The organism is Algoriphagus aquatilis (genome assembly GCF_042657405.1).
GTDB lineage: Bacteria > Bacteroidota > Bacteroidia > Cytophagales > Cyclobacteriaceae > Algoriphagus > Algoriphagus aquatilis.
Genome location: NZ_JBHSKS010000002.1, coordinates 191,524 through 208,715, shown reverse-complemented (window position 1 = coordinate 208,715; position 17,192 = coordinate 191,524). Strand labels below are relative to the sequence as shown.

Below are 17,192 nucleotides of genomic sequence, written 5' to 3'. Positions count from 1 at the left end.
TTTTAAATTACCTTCGTGAACTTATTCAAAGTGCCAACGCGTTTCCATCCCGTAACCTAATGGACCTTGAATCCATTAACCATTACCTATGCGAACAAAACCTAGAGTAGTCGTCGGCCTCTCCGGAGGTGTAGACAGCAGCGTGGCTGCCAAACTTTTACTTGACCAAGGATACGAGGTCATCGGCATGTTTATGAAAAACTGGCACGATGAATCCGTCACGATCTCCAACGAATGTCCTTGGATGGAAGACTCTACCGATGCCATGCTCGTGGCCGAAAAACTCGGAATCCCCTTCCAAGCCATCGACCTCAGCGAAGAATACCGTGAACGCATCGTGGATTACATGTTTGCCGAGTATGAAGCCGGACGAACACCCAATCCGGATATTCTTTGCAATCGAGAAATCAAATTTGACATCTTTCTAAAAGCTGCCCAAAAGCTCAAAGCGGACTTTGTGGCAACTGGCCATTACTGCCAAAAGCGGGAAATCGAGGTGGATGGAAACCCTATCTACCAACTCATCGCCGGAGCTGATCCCAACAAAGATCAAAGCTATTTTCTTTGTCAGCTTTCTCAGGAACAACTGGCCAAAGCACTTTTTCCAATCGGCCATTTGCAAAAGCCTCAAGTTCGGGAAATCGCCAAAGCTGCAGACTTGATTACTGCCGAAAAGAAAGATTCTCAAGGGCTTTGCTTTATTGGAAAGGTCCGCCTCCCCGACTTCCTTCAGCAGCAGCTCAAACCTAAAAAGGGAAAAATCATCCAAATTCCTGAGAATTTGCCTGTTTTTGACCGATTGAGTGTTCCTGCAGGAATCGACCCAGTGGATTGGGATCAGGACACCTTGGATACAATCTGCCTTCCGATCCATTACAGTCAAGATCAGGGAAAAGTATTAGGCGAACATACTGGCGCGCATTATTTCACGGTGGGACAACGAAAAGGCCTTCAAGTGGGAGGTACTGGAAAACCACTTTTCGTGATCGCTACTGATACCCAAGAAAACGTGATCTACACCGGTTTGGGTGAAGAGCATCCCGGCTTGAACCGATATGGTCTTTTTGTCAAAAAAAATCAAGTACACTGGATTCGAGAAGATTTAGCCTTAACTCCCGGTGAATCCGCTGAATATGTTTCCCGAATCCGATACCGTCAGCCCCTTTCCAAAGCCACTTTGATTATGCGTGAAAACGGCTTGTATGTTGTTTTCGAAAACGCGCAAAAAGGAATCGCTTCGGGACAGTTTGTAGCTTGGTACCAAGGTGAAGAATGCATCGGTTCCGGGACGATTTTCTGATTTGCTATTTAAATATTTGTCACAGATGCACAGATTGGTTTATTATCTGTGCATCTGTGGCTTTCTTCCTAATTATTTGTGACTTTCTGCCTTCGTGGCTATTGAAATGCTTGAAATCCTTTTCGAAGACGAACATTTAGTGATTATTGATAAGCCTGCCGGTTTATTGGTTCATCGCACGCGTCAGGCTTTTGGGGAGGATGAAAATGCCCTGATTCAGCTTCGCGATCAGATCGGGTCTTGGGTATCTCCGGTACACCGATTGGATCGGGCCACAAGCGGGATTTTACTCTTTGCAAAAAATGAGGATGTCCTACCTTCCCTCAAAGCCATCTTTATGGAACGGGAAATCAAGAAAAATTACCTCACCATTGTTCGCGGCATTCCTTCCGAAAAAGAAGGATTGATTGACCATCCACTCCACAGTGAGCGATCCAACAGGCTCCAAGAAGCACAGACAAATTACCGTGTATTGGCTGAGTCAGAAATCCCCTACAATTCCACAGGACGCTATCCAACCAGTCGGTACAGTTTGCTGGAAATGGACTTACTCACCGGGCGAACCCATCAAATCAGACGTCACCTCGCCCATATTCGTCACTACATCATCGGAGACAAAAAGCACGGAGACAATAAACAAAACATCTTTTTTGAGAAGCAATTTGCCTTGCAAAATCTCTTGCTTCACTCATGGAAGCTGAGTTTTTCGCATCCCATTTCAAATAAAAAAATAGCACTCACCTGCCCTCCTCCTGTCCATTTCCAAAGAATTATGCAGGAATTGAATTGGAATCCCAAGGATTTTTTATGAACCAATTACCCTCTTCCGAAATTTGATTTACTTTAGACCAGAACAATACTAACCCTATGCAAAAATCCCTTTTGACACTAAGTTTTTTGATAGCCTCCAGTTCCCTGGTTTGGGCACAAAAACAAGACATTGAGAAGAAATTTGATGGCAAGGAAGCCATTTCACATTTTACGTATCTGGCATCTGACGAACTGAAAGGACGCGATCCTGCACGTCCTGAAATGAAGCTCGCCTACACGTTTATTGCCGATCAATTAAAAAAGTCTGGAGCAAAGCCGCTTCCAGGAGCAGACGGATACTACCAAAACGTACCTTTCAGACTTTCTACCCCTCCCAAATCAGGGACTCTCAAAATCGGGGCGGCAGACTATACTCAAGGCAAAAACATGCTGGTATTGGATGGTAAATCCCTTTCAGGAAATTTTGAGGTAGTCGAAGTAGGTTTTGGAATGGCAGAGGATTTTGCAGGGAAAGACCTGAAGGGAAAGATTGCCATCGCCAATGTCGGCGCACCCAATCGATTGACACCCTCTGATCTTTTTTCGCTAGGAGGAGAAAAAACCAAACGTGCCAAAGAAGCCGGTGCCGTGGCCTTGATCGAGCGATTTAATGCTCCGTCTGTACCTTGGCAGTTGGCTGCCAATTTCCTAAACAGAAGTCAATTGACCATTGATCAGGGTAGTGCCAGTGATCTCACTTATGTATGGGTGGAGGATCAAAAAAACCAATTGCGTGGTGATGCTTTGACCACAGCAAATCTTGCCATTACCGGAAAAGAGAATCGGTCAGTGGACGGCAAAAATGTGGTAGCATGGATTGAAGGTACTGATCCAAAGCTGAAAAATGAATACATTTTGCTCTCGGCACATTATGACCACGTAGGTGTGGGGACGCCAGATGCACAGGGAGATTCGATCTACAATGGTGCACGCGACAATGCGGTGGGCACAGTGGCAGTCATGAATGCCGCCAAGTATTTTGCAAAAAATCCTCCCAAGCGCTCCATTTTGATCGCACTCTGGACAGCTGAGGAAAAAGGACTGTTAGGCAGCGCCTACTTCGCAAATAATCCACTCATTCCGCTCAATCAGATCATTTACAACCTGAACATTGACAACGGAGGATATAACGATACCTCAAGAATAACCGTAATCGGATTGGGTCGTACAAGTGCTGACTTCCTAATCGAAGAGGCTGTGAGTGAGTTTGGGGTAAAAGCCATGGCTGATCCGTCTCCTGAGCAAGGATTATACGATCGCTCTGACAATGTGAATTTTGCCAGAAAAGGAATTCCTGCACCGACCTTCTCCTTGGGCTTCACCGCCTTTGACGATGAGATCAACAAATATTACCACAAAGCAGGTGACCATGTGAGTAGTTTTGATCTGAACTATGCTCAAACCTACTGGAAATCCTACATTCTTTCAGCTCAAAAAATCGCTAATTGGGATCAAAAACCTGTTTGGAAAGAGGGCGATAAATATGAGTCTGTTAGCAAACAATTGTATGGCAAGTAAAATGGTTAGGAGCCTGGATTGGACATTAATCCAGTAAATCTGCAATCCTTTAACAAAAGCTTGATTTCGGATAGAAATCAAGCTTTTGTTTTTATGAGCATTATAGGTTCCTTATTACTTTATGATTGACCAAGTTTTTATAGGGAGTCGCCTTCTATTTAAAACTTCCACCCTACTCTTAAATCAAGATACTCTGCCACATGTCCGTGAACTTTAAGTCCTGCCCCTATCGCAAAGTGATTACCCATCAAATAAGTGAGCGTGTAGCGCTGAAAAAAGTCTTCGTTTGGCAGATACTCTTCAGGTTTGTGTAGGTATTTGCCAAAACGCTGACTGAAATCAAATCGGCCAAAAAGAAAATGATTCTCCAAATACATACCTGATATCAGTGACTCTATCCTTCTCTCCTGCACGGGTAGAGAAAAATCTCGGGCCACTTCCAAACCACCTCCAAGTCCAATTATTCCGGATATTTTGCGAAAAGTACCCACAGATAGAACCAAATTTGGTCTACGCGTTTTCTCTGTTGATTCACGGGTATTCATGGCCAAGTCTGTATAAAAATTCCAGCGGTTGGAAGTTGACTTTTTCTCATAATCAGGCAAATCAGACTTTCTGGTGAAGTGAACTATCCCTAATCCCAACATAGGAAAATTCATTCCTCTGTTAGGTTGGCGCTGCCCACCGTTGGAAATATGGTGATAAGACATGGAAGCTTGAAGGGCCCAATGATTATTGAGGTTATAAATTGCTTTGGGAGCTAAAGTCAATAAAAAACTGATCGGAGCACTGAAAAAGGTATTTCTGGGATTTTCTATAGGATCAAAAACTCGAGTAAGGTAGCTGACTCCCAAACCGGTAGAGAGGCTAAAAATGAATGAATCGGTTCGATGCAATATGGGTTCGAAGGTACCGGATAGATTCCAAGCTTGCCCCAACTCATGGGGATTTTGGTAATCAACTAGGGAAAAATTCAGCCCTAGGTAATGAAAACAATGGCAGGCATCCCAGTTTTTTCGGGTGGTCCGCATCCAATGGGAAGAAAATCCGATCGAAAATGGATTGCTGGAAGAAATCTGTTTGAGCTCGGAATTGTGGGGAATAATCCAACCATATTGGCTCTCCAGAGATAATCTATGCCAGTTTTGTTGGGCATTCGCTCCGAAAGAGACCAGGAAAACAAACAGCAACAGTCCTTTTTTCATCAGCTTTTCCACTGTTTTTTCTTACGAAAAACAAAAAAAGGAGATTGCTCTCCTTATTTGAATTTTTGTGGATTTTCTAAAATTGCTCTTACATCCTCCGGACTTGTATTTTGCTTGCCGGTGAGCAAATAGATGATCATTCCTGCATCGGAAGGATCAAACTCATCTCCTTTTTGCGCAGCTTCCAATCTGCCATATAACCAATCCCAAGATCCCTTTTCAAATGGTTTTCCGTCCTTTTTGGGTGAAGTTTTAATCCAGTCGTAGGCTGATTTTTTAGCTTTCAATCCCTCATAACCTTCCCCTCCATTTTGATCCAAAATATGGTCCAGTTGAAGACCTTTCGAACCGAAGCTTTCTTTGATTTTTTCCCAAGTCCAGCCTTTGTGAGTTTCCCATTCATAGGGCTTATCGGCATGCTCATCATTCCAGGTAGAATGAGAAATCAATCGCACGTATTTCAATTTGGTCGAATCCGCTTCATTCAGTGAGTTTCCGATCACTTCCATTGGGCCTGCAGCGATGATGGTCAATGGATTTTTCGCTGAGCTTTCATTGATTTGAGTGGTGATTTCAATGATGGCATAATTTGGAGCGTTGACTGCTTCGATAAACTTGGTCTTTTTGAAGCCAAACATTTTAGCACCGATAAATGCACTTTCTCGCATTTGTGCTGCTGCGCCGGGCTTTTCTTTGTCTGAACCCCAGGTATGATCGCTAAATGAATAGACTGTAACTCGATCCTGCAAACCATTGGCGGCAAGCAGGGCTAATGACATCGGTGTAGCAGCCCAGTCATCTTCATCGTGTTCATTTCCATCTGAACTAATAATAATACGGCCAGTAGAAAAAGGAATGGTCTGACCATAAGTCATGGGTATCAGAAAAAATGAAATGGAAAATAAAGAGATAACTAAACGAATGAGGTATTTCATAACTGTGGTTTATTTCAAAACTACGAATTTTCCAAGGTAGGAGTTTTGTGAATTTCCAGAAATCCACACCATATAGGTGCCTGAAGGTAGAGCGAAAATGCCAAGTTCAGCTTGATTTTCGGAAACTTTAACGATAGGCACCAAGTCTGTCACCTTCTTCCCATCCAACGAAAATATTTGAATGGCAGAAGGATCCAAAAGGTCATCTTTTGGCAGGAGGAGTTGGATTTTGAAGGAGCTTGGATTAGGGAAAAGGATCAAATTCATCGGTTGGTTTACCCAATTTCCACCCAAACCTGAAACCGTCAAGGTCACCGATTTAAGTCTGGAAACACAACCTGAAGAAGAAGTCAATTCTACCGAATAATCTCCCATCGAATCGACCGTGAGGATTCGGGTGGTAGAACCGATCAGTTTTTCTCCATTTCTAAACCACTGATAGGTAAAACTACCCTCAGGAGCCCTTAGTATATTTCCGTCCACCTGAATCTCCCCACTAGGCAATGGATTGACCTTTACATCCACATCAACCGACTCCGAAAGGCATCCTCCTACATACCTAATTACGGCATGGTACTTACCTGATTCGCTAACTTCCAAGGTCTTGCCTGTTTGACCAGGGATTTCTATACCGTTTCTTCTCCAACGAACCACTTCAAATGAAGCCGATGAAGTCAAAGTCAAAGTTCCTTTTTCCCCCTGGCAAAACTGTGTAGGCCCTGAAATGGCAATAGGCGTAGATTCCAATCTCCTAACCGTAAGTTTAGCTGTGGCTTCAGAGACATTTCCAGAAGTATCAACAGCACGGATTACCACCGAAATCTCTTTTCCCAAATCCTCGCAGGTCACCGTATTTTTTGAAACAGTCACTTGAGCCACAGCGCAATTGTCAAGAATAGAAGAAAGAAAATTCTCAGGTTTTAGTTCAACAGGGCCTTTTTGAATATCGTAATTCAAGATGAATTCCTTAGTCACCAAAGCTGGTGCTTCCTTGTCCTGAACCTTTATTTTGGTTTTTTCGGTCCAAGACTGTCCAATCTGATTCTTGATCGTGACGATCACTTCTTTTTCTCCAAGATCCGCACAGGTAAACTCAGTCTTGCTTAAAGTGACAGATAAGGAAGCATCTAATGGCCAAGTCACGAATACCTGAGATGGACTTAAAAAAGCTTTTCCACTAGAATTTAGGTTGAGTTCAACAGGATTTTTCAACGGGCCAAAAGGCTTGGAAAGAAGATTGAGGGTCACCGCTTTGGATTCTACCAAGCACCCTCCGCTAGGGATCACCCGGGCAAAATAGGTTCCCGATTGGGTAGTTCTAAGAGTCTTACCTTTTTCTCCTGGGATAACCTGACCATCCCTTATCCAAGATTCCACCGTGTAGACAAACTCTTCGCCTAGCTTGATCTCCACAGTCTCGCCTGCTGTCCCCTCGTAAGAATCAGCAGGGGAAATGGAAATTTTCTTGGATTCCTGAGTTGAAGGAAGGACCGTAATCACCTTGGAGGTCACATTTCCTGATAGGTCTGTAGCTGTAAGAATAATCTCAATAGGCAATCCCACATCATCACAGGTGATCCGAGCCTTATTGATGGTAATGGACTTGATTCCACAATTGTCAGTTACAGATCCGACAAAATCTTCTGCTTTTAAATCTAAAACTCCCAAGACCTTATCAAAAATCAAATTTGGACTTTTTGAAACCAAAACAGGTGCTTCCTTATCTTGAATCTTTACTTTGGTCTGTTCAGTCCAAGTCTGCCCCGACTGATTTTTGATGGTGACTTGTATTTCTTTTTCCCCAAGATCATCACAAGTAAATGCAGTTTTACTCAAAGTCACTGACAGGGAAGGATCTGCCAAAGGCCAAGTCACAAATACCTGAGATGGACTTAAGGTTGCATTACCTGAAACATTAAGATTGAGCTCAATAGGGTTTTTGAAAGGACCATAGGGCTTTGAAAGTAAATTCACAGTTACTGCTTTGGATTCAACCAAGCATCCACTAGATGGGATCAATCTGGCATAATAAGTTCCTGATTGGGAAACGCTCAAGGTTTTTCCTTTTTCTCCCGTGATAACCTGACCATCCCTAATCCAAGAATCCACCGTATAGGTAAACTCCTCACCCAGTTTAATTTCAACGGTTTCACCGGCTATACCTTGATAAGAGTCAATTGGACTAATGGAGATTTTCTTCGATTCAATTGGATTGAGTGTGACTTTTCTTGTTTTAGTAGTGGCATTTCCTGATCGGTCAGTAAGGGTAATCCTAATCGAAATTGGGTCACCGGTCAAATCAGCACAGGTCAATTCTCTCCGATCAAATTCAATACTTACTCCCCCATTATTCAAACAGTTTTCGGTAATGAACTCTTGTCGGATGTAAAAACTCTCAGGATCCAAGGTTACTTTTCCTACTATTTTATCGAAAGCTAGAAAGGCATCGGTTGCTTCAAAGTCAGGAGCGATTTTGTCCAAAACTGTTACATCTACTTTCCCACTCCACTCCTGATTTTGGGCGTTTTTGACTGTAACTGTAATTTCCTTTACTCCAAGATCGATACAGGTAAAAAGTAAACTTCTTGAATAGGTAAATGTCCAATCTGCCTGGACCGAATTGGTGAGAAAATCTGAAGCCTTGGTTTGGTAATTGCCTTGTGCATCCAGCTCAACGGTTAAGCTTGATTTAAACTGCGGCACCTCGGCAGGTTCAGCTGTTTTCAATTCCACCATGATTCTGACAGGATCTGAATACACCCTTCGTTCCACTCGCTGGAGCTGATATTGAGAATTCATTACTGGAAAGGCATAAACAGGTTCAAAATCAATTTGTGCAAAGGTTTTACCACCTTCCAGTACTTTTTTCACATTGACTTCAAGATGCCCGTAATGCTTTCCTCCATCCATCAAGACAGGATTACCACCCGAATTATCCCAAATTTCGGCAGAACTCTGATCTGCCGTCCATTTGGAAAATGAGTTATAATCCAGCGTACTAAGCGGATCTACAAGCCAATTGCGCTTCACTCCTCTCATTCCATCTCCTGCTACCCCGACATCGTAGTAATGAATCCCTTTGCCGTCTCCATCTGCATCCACAAAGCTTCGTTCGAATAGCTCATCGTGACCAGCAAAAACTGCAATCACTCCGTATTGCTCCAAAATCGGATTGAGTACCCGCATCGGGACTCCCTCTTGACCAGTTGCCAATTCATGGTTGATCGGTACACCATGCTCCCCCGAACTGTAAGGTATATGATGAAACTGGACGAAAATCAATTGACCTTGAGCTTGAGCTTGCTGTAGATTTTTTTCCAACCATTGGTACTGAGGACTACCTGGCCCAAAACCTGACAAATCAGTACCCCCAGCGGCATTGTACTCGGCTTGGGTATAATTTTCCTGTGTGTCAGTTCCTATATCTGTCAGCTCCTTGTTTTTTACTTTTTGGGCATCAGAAAAATCGGATCTTTTTTGGTCGGGCGTTCCATTGGAGGAATCCAGTGTCAAAATGGTGATCGGACCATAATCCGTGCGGTAGTAGCTTTGCCGATGGTATTGATCGGGATCTTCTGAAGGAAATTCAAAAAATCGATGAAAGCGACTTCTTCCCAATACTGGATTGAATGCACCACGTTCATTAAACCCATATCCCCCACTGATAGCCCCAAAAGCTTCCCAATTACCAATGGCAGGAATAACAGGAAACTTGTCAAAAACTTGATCAAACTCCCCTGCGGTGTGTCTCCAAAACTCATCCCACCCGGGCATGTAAGCACCTCCTTGAACCAAATCCCCTGGAATAAGCACAAAGTCAGGATTTCTGGATTTGAGGATCTTTAGATTTTCTGCAAAGCCCTTCTGCTCCGTGAGCATGTAATTTGGCAACTCTATGTTCTCTTCTGTAGTAGTGCCAAATGCTGCTTTCCATGCGGCAGGAACAGGTAAAAGCCTGAAAAGTGGTTTACCGGGATACCAAGCTCTATGGGTCACGCGACCTCGGGGCTCTGTCTCTGAATCTGAAAGCGCCACGAATCGAATGGATTCCCAATCGGTAAATGTGGGAGCAGTTTTAAAACTTGAGGAAAAATTCTGTCCATTGAGGCTGACTGTATACTGATAGGTCTTTCCAGCTTGAAGAGTCAATGATTTCTCATAGCGGAAATAGTTGTCGGGTCCTATCCAACTTCCATTGGTAAGACCAGCAATACTTTGGCTCTTTTCGGCTTGCGTGTAATAGAGTTCCGAAACCTCACTTCCGGTAATTGCACCTGAAAAAACGGTTTGGCCAGAATGGTCTTTGACAATAAGATTGGAAGAATGATTTTCTCCTGAAAACCAGCGAATCTGAACCTTTTGCTGATTGATTTGCAGGTAAGGATTTATCCGAAAATTAGACTGGGAAAAAGCAAGATGAAAGCAACAGAGGCTCCAAATCAAAACGAAAACAAACTGTCTTTTCCTGCTTTTCATAGTAGTGTAGACTAAATTGAACCTCCAAAAGACGCACTGGGTATTGAGGCATCTTTACTCAATTTTACTCTTTAACAAAATCAATTGAACCGGATTTAAGGGATCATTAGTGAACAAATAAATATTTCTCTGATCGATTCCTTTTCTTCCCATAGGGTCGAAAATCAGATTTAACTGGATGCTTTCTCCAGGCGCCAAGGTGTTTTTTGGGGATTCTATCGTAAGACAGTCACAATTCCCCTGAATTTTTCGGATTTCCAAGGGCATTTTTCCTGCATTGGAGATAGTAACCTGTCTTCTCACGATGGAATTTGCGCTGATTTCTCTTAGGTCAATCACCTTCTGAGCAATCAAAAGCTGAGGGACCTCTTCCAATTTATCTTTTGAAATAGGTGGAAAATACTCAAACAAATCTGCGATCACATGTAGTTTAAATTCATCAGAAGGGCTGGATTTCCAACTCAATGACACTTCATCCTCAAAAAATCCAAGGTCATTTTTAAGTCTGGAATCGTAGGTGATTCTGATCAATCCTCGTTCTTGTGACCTTACAAAAGGCTGAACTTGCTCCATTTTGATGTATTCTGGGGCATTGAATGAAAATTTTCCCTGTTCCAAAAGTTCTTCCCCGAAATTGAAAAACTCCACGTACTTTACTTTAGGTTCATTGTCGAAGACGTCTCCCATGTTGATTTTCTTCAACCTAAATCCCAAGGAACCCAGTTTGACCGGGTAAGCAAGCTTTAAGTTAGTAGGATATGGAATTGCGATGCCTTCCAAAAAAAGAGAATCTTGAATCCTTCCTGAATCCCCTTTTACCACGACCAATTTGGAAAAAAAGCCTGCAGCTGAAGTCGGATCAAAAGATATAATCACTTTTCCTTTATCTCCTTTTTTAAGTGTATCCCGAGAAAATTCCACGGAAGTGCAACCACACTCAGCCAATATTTCTTCGAGAATAAATGAAGAATCTTGAGGATTGGTAAATTCAAACTCGGCACGTTGAAGGCCTTGTTCTTCGAGAATAGTTCCTAGATCAATCCGATTCACTTTCCATATCAACTTTGGAATCAAAGGTGTTTGTGCATTTGCCATTTGGCCAAAAACCATCAGAAACACGAGTGAAAAAAGAAAAGATAGCGAACGGTTCATACCTGCAATTAACGCATATTTTCCCCATGATTGTAGCCCGATTTACTTAATTTGCGCCAAAATTGAGCAAATGGCAAGAGTACTTACAGGAATTCAAAGCTCAGGTAGACCCCATCTCGGGAACATCTTGGGAGCGATTGTTCCGGCAATCCAGTTGATTAACCAAAACAGTGAGGAGGAATCCTTTATTTTCATAGCTGATTTCCACTCCCTCACCACACAGAAGGACGGAAGCATTCGCAAAGAAAATACGTTGGCAGTAGCAGCTGCTTGGCTTGCCTTCGGACTAGACATCACTAAGACAGTATTCTACAGACAATCAAGAATCCCGGAGGTGACCGAATTGACTTGGTATCTAAACTGCTTTACGCCATTTCCAATGCTGGCCAATGCACACAGCTTCAAGGATAAATCTTCAAGACTTGCGGATGTAAACGCGGGTCTATTCACTTACCCCGTCCTGATGGCCAGTGATATTTTGCTTTATTCTGCCAATCTGGTACCGGTAGGAAAAGATCAACTTCAGCACCTGGAGATGACGAGAGACATGGCTAGCACTTTCAACAGGATCATAGGAGAAGAAATCCTAACGATTCCGGAGGCAAGAATCAGTGAAGAGGTAATGACTGTGCCAGGGACCGATGGTCAGAAAATGAGTAAGTCTTACAATAATATCATCGATATCTTTTTGCCGGAAAAAGAACTGAAAAAGAACATCAATACCATCGTTACAGACAGTACCCCACTGGAAGAACCCAAGAATCCCGATACCTGTAATGTGTACAAAATCTATAGCCTGATCGCAAGCGAAGAGCAAGTCCAGGCACTTCGAGAGAAATACCTTGGTGGCAATTTCGGTTATGGACATGCAAAAAAGGAGCTCTTGGATGTGGTCTTGACCAAGTATGCTAAAGAGCGGGAATTGTTTGAATTTTATATGAATCATCCCGAGGAAATCGAAAAAAGGCTAATCGAAGGTGAAGAAAAAGCGAAAAAAGTAGCGTATCCACTTTTGAATCAAATCAGAGAGAAACTGGGATTCCGGTAAGAAAAAAGGTCCGATTTTGTCGGACCTTTTTTGTTTACTTCACTTCCCTGAAATACTCCCGGTCAAAAATCCTTGAATAAATCCAGGCAGGAACTTTGTCGTGAAAAGGCATCAGGTCTTTTAGCACATTTTGCTGAGTCTGATGGGCTTGCATCACTTGAAGAATCCGGTCAAAATAAGGCTGAGTCCTTACTGAAAAGTCAGGTTGAGGTAGTCCCATTTCAGGGTTTTCAGGATAATTCCTCTGAAACCCTGAGGAAAGTTTCAGTGCAACTTCGACTTGCTTTTTGCAGAGTGTCACTTGAAATAATCTATCCGGAGAAAAGCCCTCTTTCCCTTTTTCCTTCAAAAACACCTTTTCTATAGCTTTGCCAGTCAAGCGGTGATCGGGATGACCATACAATCCGACGTTGGAATCGTAAGAAATCAGAATATCAGGTTGTTTTTCAAGAATTAGATTCAAAACCACCTTCTTCAAACTATCCATACCCAAATCTTCGATTCCGCTATCCGGGTAATCTGAAATAATTAGCTGATCTACACCAATCAATCGGGCACTTTCTTCCATCTCGGAAGTTCGAAGTCTGGCTAGCTCTTGTTCATCTTGGATGCCTGAAGATTTTCCTTTTTCACCTCGAGTGAGACACACAAGGACGACTTCATGGCCATCCTCCTTGAGTCGCATCAGGGTGCCTGCTACAGTCACTTCATCATCAGGATGAGGGAAAAGGGCAAGGACTTTTTTCTTTGAGTCTGAACTTGGAATCAATTGTTCCCTTTGAGGAATATCGTAATCATGCAGCTTGTTTCTACCCACCAGGATCAATACCCAAGGGAGAGAAAGCAGGATAAACACGATAATCCCCAACGAAACAATCAATAACTTTTTCATTCAGAACGGCGGAGGTTGGTCAGATAACTTACCAAATCTCGTAGCTCCCTTTTGGTCAATAACGTACCCATTGGAGGCATGCTTGAAGCGGCCATTTGAGAGGATTTGATATCTTTTTTCTGAATTTCTTTGGTATCACTACCCACTTTTACACTCATCGAATCTTTCTTTTCCTCGAGAAGAGTTCCGGTAACCTTTTCTCCGGTAGCCATTTCGATGGTAATCGTTCCATAGCCCGGAGCCAGTCTCTTACTTGGCTCCACCAAGGCAATCAGTAACTCCTCTTTGGATAGGGTCTTTCCAATGGCGTCAAGTGCAGGGCCTGCATTGCCCCCCATGTCGTCATAGGCATGGCAGCGGATACACTGTGCAGTTTGATTTTCAAAGAATATATTTCGGCCTCTTCTTGCATTTCCTTCTGCCAAAGCTCCAGCGTATTTCTTCCAAGTTTCACCTGCTGCCTTTTTCTCCAAGATTCCGTCAAATTGGGTTTTGAGATCTGCCGAAGTTGTAGCAGCAATCGCTTCTTCCAATTCGATCCAAGTGCCCTCTGGCAATTTACCAGCATCAAAATCCGCCAAGATAGTTTTCCAAACCGGAAGATCTTTGCTTCCTTCCAAACCTCCCAAAGTCAAAAGGGCTGTTTGCTTTTCGGACAAAGTTCTTTTCTTAATAATATCTGTCAACAAAGTCACTTTTTGATCATTAGGAAGGCTAGTCTGCGCTAATAGTCCCAAACCTGCCACTCGAACAGCCTCGGCATTGTCGCTCATTGCATAGGAAATGGCTTCACTTAGATTTAATGCATTCATAGCCACCAAGGAATTCAACGCTTGCACTTTGACTGCTTCAGCCGGATCTGTTTTCAACTTGCTTAAAAGCAAATCTGCTGATTCTTTGATTTCCAGCTTACCTATCGCTTTGATTGATTCAACTCGCAATGCTTCTTCTTTGGCTGAAGCTTGGCTGACGAGGACTGGTTGCACCTTTCCTTTGATCGCACCAGGATCTCGAGTCACTTCACCACGGTATCTTCCATCCACTCGATCCACCAAGGATGGCTTAGCCCAAGTTCCGATTGCTGCGATTGTTTCCTTTTTGAGTACTTCAGGAATTCCCGGCTTAGCCAAATAGGTGATCAGATGGTTTAGATTTTCCTCCTTTCCTACCCGTTGATTGGCACTGATGGCCCTTCTGATGAGTGGTTCATTTTGAAAGGAGGTAGTAGAAAGAAGGGCTCCTAACGCAGGCAATGCTGCTTCAACAGAGAAATCGTCATGAATGGCACGAGCTACTTCGGTCACAATGTATTCGTCCGAATCATTAAGAAATTTCGCGAGTTCGGGAGATTCTAATCTACGCAAAGCAAGGACTGCACCGAGTCTGACCGCTTTGGAAGGATGAGTAGCTAAAGCAGCCAACGGTTCAACTTTCCCGATCTGAGAAAGCGCATAGGTGACCCCATGTCTTAGGTAAGCATCTTCGTCATTGTTGCTTTCAAGCAAGGCAATCAAAGGCTGAATAGCCTCTTGGTTTTTGGAACGACCCAATGCTTCAGCACTAAAAAATCGAACGCGGGCATTTTCATGAGTCAAGTTGGCAATCAATTCCTTGCCAGCTTTGGCGTATCGGATATCCCCTAGCCATTTGGCAGCTTGAGCTGCTATCTCTGGATCGGCATCTTTTAATAGCGCGACCAAAGGATCCGCCATACTCATGTCATTTAGCCTTCCCAATTGACTTAAGCCCAAAATACCGTGGATTCGAGCGATTTGATTGTTCTTATCCTGAATAACTTGCTGAAAAATCTCGGCTCCCTTTTTTCCTCTCTTCACAAGTTCAAATTGTGCCTTTCTTCTGATTCTCAAGTCTTCAAAGTAAAGCTTTGACTTCAGGTTAGCTTCGGAGAGTTTCTTGTAATCAGCCTTGATTTCAGCCTCTGTTTGCTTTTGAAGCGCCCACCCTTTGGCTGTTTCATCGGTCAGCTTCCAGATTCTTCCATAGTTTTTATCATTCCAACCATTCACCCAATCTGCCATGTACAAGGCACCGTCAGGTCCAAAGTCTATGCCCGTAGGTAAAAATGAACCTACAATTTTCTCAGTCTTGGTCAATTCAAATGAAGCACCTTTGGGCTGAAGCTGAAATGCATGCAATCCGGAGCTGGCAGGGCTACCCACAAACTCGACTACGAAGAAGTGATCCTTCCATCGCTCTCCCAATCCGGCACCTGGGTTGAAAACCATTCCAGTCGGACCACTCACATAATTAAGAATTGGCGGAGTAATGTACGCAGCTTGACCTTCCCATCTCGGTAAATAGAGCTTTTCGTCCATCCATACTTTGTACGTATTATTGTCAGGGTCTCGGTACTTTCCAAACTGCCAGTTGATTCTCCACCCTGAATCTGATCCACGGGTCAAGTAAACCAAACGCTCTTTTTCTCCTGCATGATCCCCGTCATTATCTACCGAAATCAGGTTAGTATACTGATCAAAAACAAACTCATGGGTATTCCTCACTCCCATCGCAAAAATTTCAAAATCGCTACCATCAGGATTTGAACGGGCGATTACACCTCGATTTGGGTATTTGTACGCTGTACCATCATCCCCTTTTCCATTAAATCCGATATCACCAATCCCCCAATAAATCCGACCATCAGGTCCCATTTCTACACCTGACATCCCATGCGCACCAAAGCCAATGTGTATGGCATAACCATGGGAAAGGGATTTTTTATCATCCATGATGCCGTCGCCATTGGTATCCATCAGTCTCCACATGTCAGGACCGGCTGCAACATAAAGTGCATCATCGGTTTTCATGATCCCTCCGGCTACGTCAGTGACTTCCTCGTGAAAGTCATAGACCTGCATCTGTGACCAGTCAGCTAGACCATCTCCGTCTGTATCTTTAAGCTGATAGACTTCATTTCGCTCGACCAACATGTCCTTCCAATCGTGAGAACCGTCACCATTGAGATCTTTAAGCCAAGTGTTTTCTGAAGATCTTTCTGGAGAAAGTTCTGTTCGGAGAAAATTCCGTTTGTCTTCCACTGTCTGCAGGGCAATGGATCTGATTTCCCAATCCTGATGGCCACGGATATCAAACTCAGCATTATTCCTCCTAGGAGATCTTGAATAATAAATCGAGCCATCATCACTGACATGGATGGCAATCGGATCTCGTACCAGGGAGTCGACACCCCATACCTCCAACTTCAAGCCCTCCGCCAAAACAGGGGTTACTGAATTTCGCGCAGCTTCTGCCTGTGGTGCTATTTCTTCTTTGGTAAGCGTGGTAATTCTAAGGTCAACTGGCTCTTCTTTTTTACAGGATAACAATAAGCCCAGTGAAGCTAGGTAGATGACTTTTTTAATAGGTTGATAATGGGTTTTGAGCATAGTTTAAAAGGAGTTAACAATCTGAAAAATAAAAAAAATGGAAATGCCTTTTTAACCGTTGATATAAATCGACTAAAAAACAAAAATCCCGACCAAAGGCCGGGATTTTGTTCACTTTAACCACTAACAACCATAAAACAAAAATTAGTAAAGTCAATTTTTTTTAATCGACAAACTAACTTGTAGTCCGTACGGGAATCGAACCCGTGTTTTATCCGTGAAAGGGATACGTCCTAACCCCTAGACGAACGGACCATGAAAATAAAAATGTCAAAAACCAATTAAGTTGTTATTAATCAGCTATTTAGTAGTCCGTACGGGAATCGAACCCGTGTTTTATCCGTGAAAGGGATACGTCCTAACCCCTAGACGAACGGACCATTTTGACCTGAAAAACGTGCTTTTTCAAAAGGTTGTGCAAATATAGAGGGTTGGATTTATAATCCCAA

10 protein-coding genes and 2 tRNA genes are annotated in these 17,192 nt (G+C 43.2%); 4 read left to right on the top strand and 8 right to left on the bottom strand.

The features are described from left to right. Positions 1-88 precede the first annotated feature (88 nt). From mnmA to ACFPIK_RS03200, 3 genes are all read left to right on the top strand, one after another. Positions 89-1,300 (top strand): tRNA 2-thiouridine(34) synthase MnmA, encoded by a 1,212-nt coding sequence (gene mnmA / locus ACFPIK_RS03210; RefSeq protein ID WP_377912153.1) that lies wholly within the window; start codon positions 89-91, stop codon positions 1,298-1,300. 106 nt (positions 1,301-1,406) lie between these two features. Continuing rightward, the gene (locus ACFPIK_RS03205) at positions 1,407-2,111 is read left to right on the top strand and encodes a pseudouridine synthase (RefSeq protein WP_377912151.1); all 705 of its coding nucleotides are present in this window, start codon (positions 1,407-1,409) and stop codon (positions 2,109-2,111) included. A gap of 56 nt (positions 2,112-2,167) precedes the next feature. Beyond that, positions 2,168-3,628: a M28 family peptidase gene (locus tag ACFPIK_RS03200; RefSeq protein ID WP_377912149.1), complete on the top strand. Its 1,461-nt coding sequence runs from the start codon at positions 2,168-2,170 to the stop codon at positions 3,626-3,628. Positions 3,629-3,786: 158 nt separating this feature from the next. On the opposite strand, the gene ACFPIK_RS03195 is transcribed toward ACFPIK_RS03200, so the two are convergent. From ACFPIK_RS03195 to ACFPIK_RS03180, 4 genes are read right to left on the bottom strand one after another with little or no spacing between them, the layout of a single operon-like run. Next, entirely contained in the window at positions 3,787-4,833 is a 1,047-nt protein-coding gene (locus ACFPIK_RS03195; protein WP_377912147.1) for an acyloxyacyl hydrolase, read from the bottom strand. Positions 4,834-4,886: 53 nt separating this feature from the next. Beyond that, on the bottom strand, positions 4,887-5,768 hold the full coding sequence (locus ACFPIK_RS03190; protein WP_377912145.1) for a hypothetical protein: 882 nt from the start codon (positions 5,766-5,768) through the stop codon (positions 4,887-4,889). Between the two features lie 9 nt (positions 5,769-5,777). Next, positions 5,778-10,244 (bottom strand): metallophosphoesterase, encoded by a 4,467-nt coding sequence (locus ACFPIK_RS03185; RefSeq protein ID WP_377912143.1) that lies wholly within the window; start codon positions 10,242-10,244, stop codon positions 5,778-5,780. A 54-nt stretch (positions 10,245-10,298) separates the two neighbouring features. Further along, entirely contained in the window at positions 10,299-11,396 is a 1,098-nt protein-coding gene (locus ACFPIK_RS03180) for a DUF1573 domain-containing protein (RefSeq protein ID WP_377912141.1), read from the bottom strand. A 70-nt stretch (positions 11,397-11,466) separates the two neighbouring features. On the opposite strand from ACFPIK_RS03180, the gene trpS reads away from it, so the two are divergent. Continuing rightward, positions 11,467-12,444 (top strand): tryptophan--tRNA ligase, encoded by a 978-nt coding sequence (gene trpS / locus ACFPIK_RS03175; RefSeq protein ID WP_377912139.1) that lies wholly within the window; start codon positions 11,467-11,469, stop codon positions 12,442-12,444. A gap of 34 nt (positions 12,445-12,478) precedes the next feature. Here the strand turns inward: trpS and ACFPIK_RS03170 are convergent, their stop codons facing one another. The 4 genes from ACFPIK_RS03170 to ACFPIK_RS03155 form a co-directional block, all read right to left on the bottom strand. Next, complete coding sequence (locus ACFPIK_RS03170; protein WP_377912137.1) at positions 12,479-13,336, bottom strand: PIG-L deacetylase family protein; 858 nt, start codon at positions 13,334-13,336, stop codon at positions 12,479-12,481. Beyond that, positions 13,333-16,743, bottom strand: a complete 3,411-nt coding sequence (locus ACFPIK_RS03165) for a DUF7133 domain-containing protein (RefSeq protein WP_377912135.1) — start codon at positions 16,741-16,743, stop codon at positions 13,333-13,335. Before ACFPIK_RS03165 ends, ACFPIK_RS03170 begins: the two co-directional genes overlap by 4 nt. Positions 16,744-16,926: 183 nt before the next feature. Continuing rightward, positions 16,927-16,998: transfer RNA gene (locus ACFPIK_RS03160), tRNA-Glu, on the bottom strand. A gap of 53 nt (positions 16,999-17,051) precedes the next feature. After that, positions 17,052-17,123, bottom strand: a tRNA-Glu gene (locus ACFPIK_RS03155). Positions 17,124-17,192 lie beyond the last annotated feature (69 nt).

What these genes read in the sequence shown, in the direction of transcription:
- mnmA (WP_377912153.1), top strand. Translation starts at nt 89, where the DNA reads ATGCGAACAAAACCTAGAGTAGTCGTCGGCCTCTCCGGAGGTGTAGAC.
- ACFPIK_RS03205 (WP_377912151.1), top strand. Translation starts at nt 1,407, where the DNA reads ATGCTTGAAATCCTTTTCGAAGACGAACATTTAGTGATTATTGATAAG.
- ACFPIK_RS03200 (WP_377912149.1), top strand. Translation starts at nt 2,168, where the DNA reads ATGCAAAAATCCCTTTTGACACTAAGTTTTTTGATAGCCTCCAGTTCC.
- ACFPIK_RS03195 (WP_377912147.1), bottom strand. Translation starts at nt 4,833, where the DNA reads ATGAAAAAAGGACTGTTGCTGTTTGTTTTCCTGGTCTCTTTCGGAGCG.
- ACFPIK_RS03190 (WP_377912145.1), bottom strand. Translation starts at nt 5,768, where the DNA reads ATGAAATACCTCATTCGTTTAGTTATCTCTTTATTTTCCATTTCATTT.
- ACFPIK_RS03185 (WP_377912143.1), bottom strand. Translation starts at nt 10,244, where the DNA reads ATGAAAAGCAGGAAAAGACAGTTTGTTTTCGTTTTGATTTGGAGCCTC.
- ACFPIK_RS03180 (WP_377912141.1), bottom strand. Translation starts at nt 11,396, where the DNA reads ATGAACCGTTCGCTATCTTTTCTTTTTTCACTCGTGTTTCTGATGGTT.
- trpS (WP_377912139.1), top strand. Translation starts at nt 11,467, where the DNA reads ATGGCAAGAGTACTTACAGGAATTCAAAGCTCAGGTAGACCCCATCTC.
- ACFPIK_RS03170 (WP_377912137.1), bottom strand. Translation starts at nt 13,336, where the DNA reads ATGAAAAAGTTATTGATTGTTTCGTTGGGGATTATCGTGTTTATCCTG.
- ACFPIK_RS03165 (WP_377912135.1), bottom strand. Translation starts at nt 16,743, where the DNA reads ATGCTCAAAACCCATTATCAACCTATTAAAAAAGTCATCTACCTAGCT.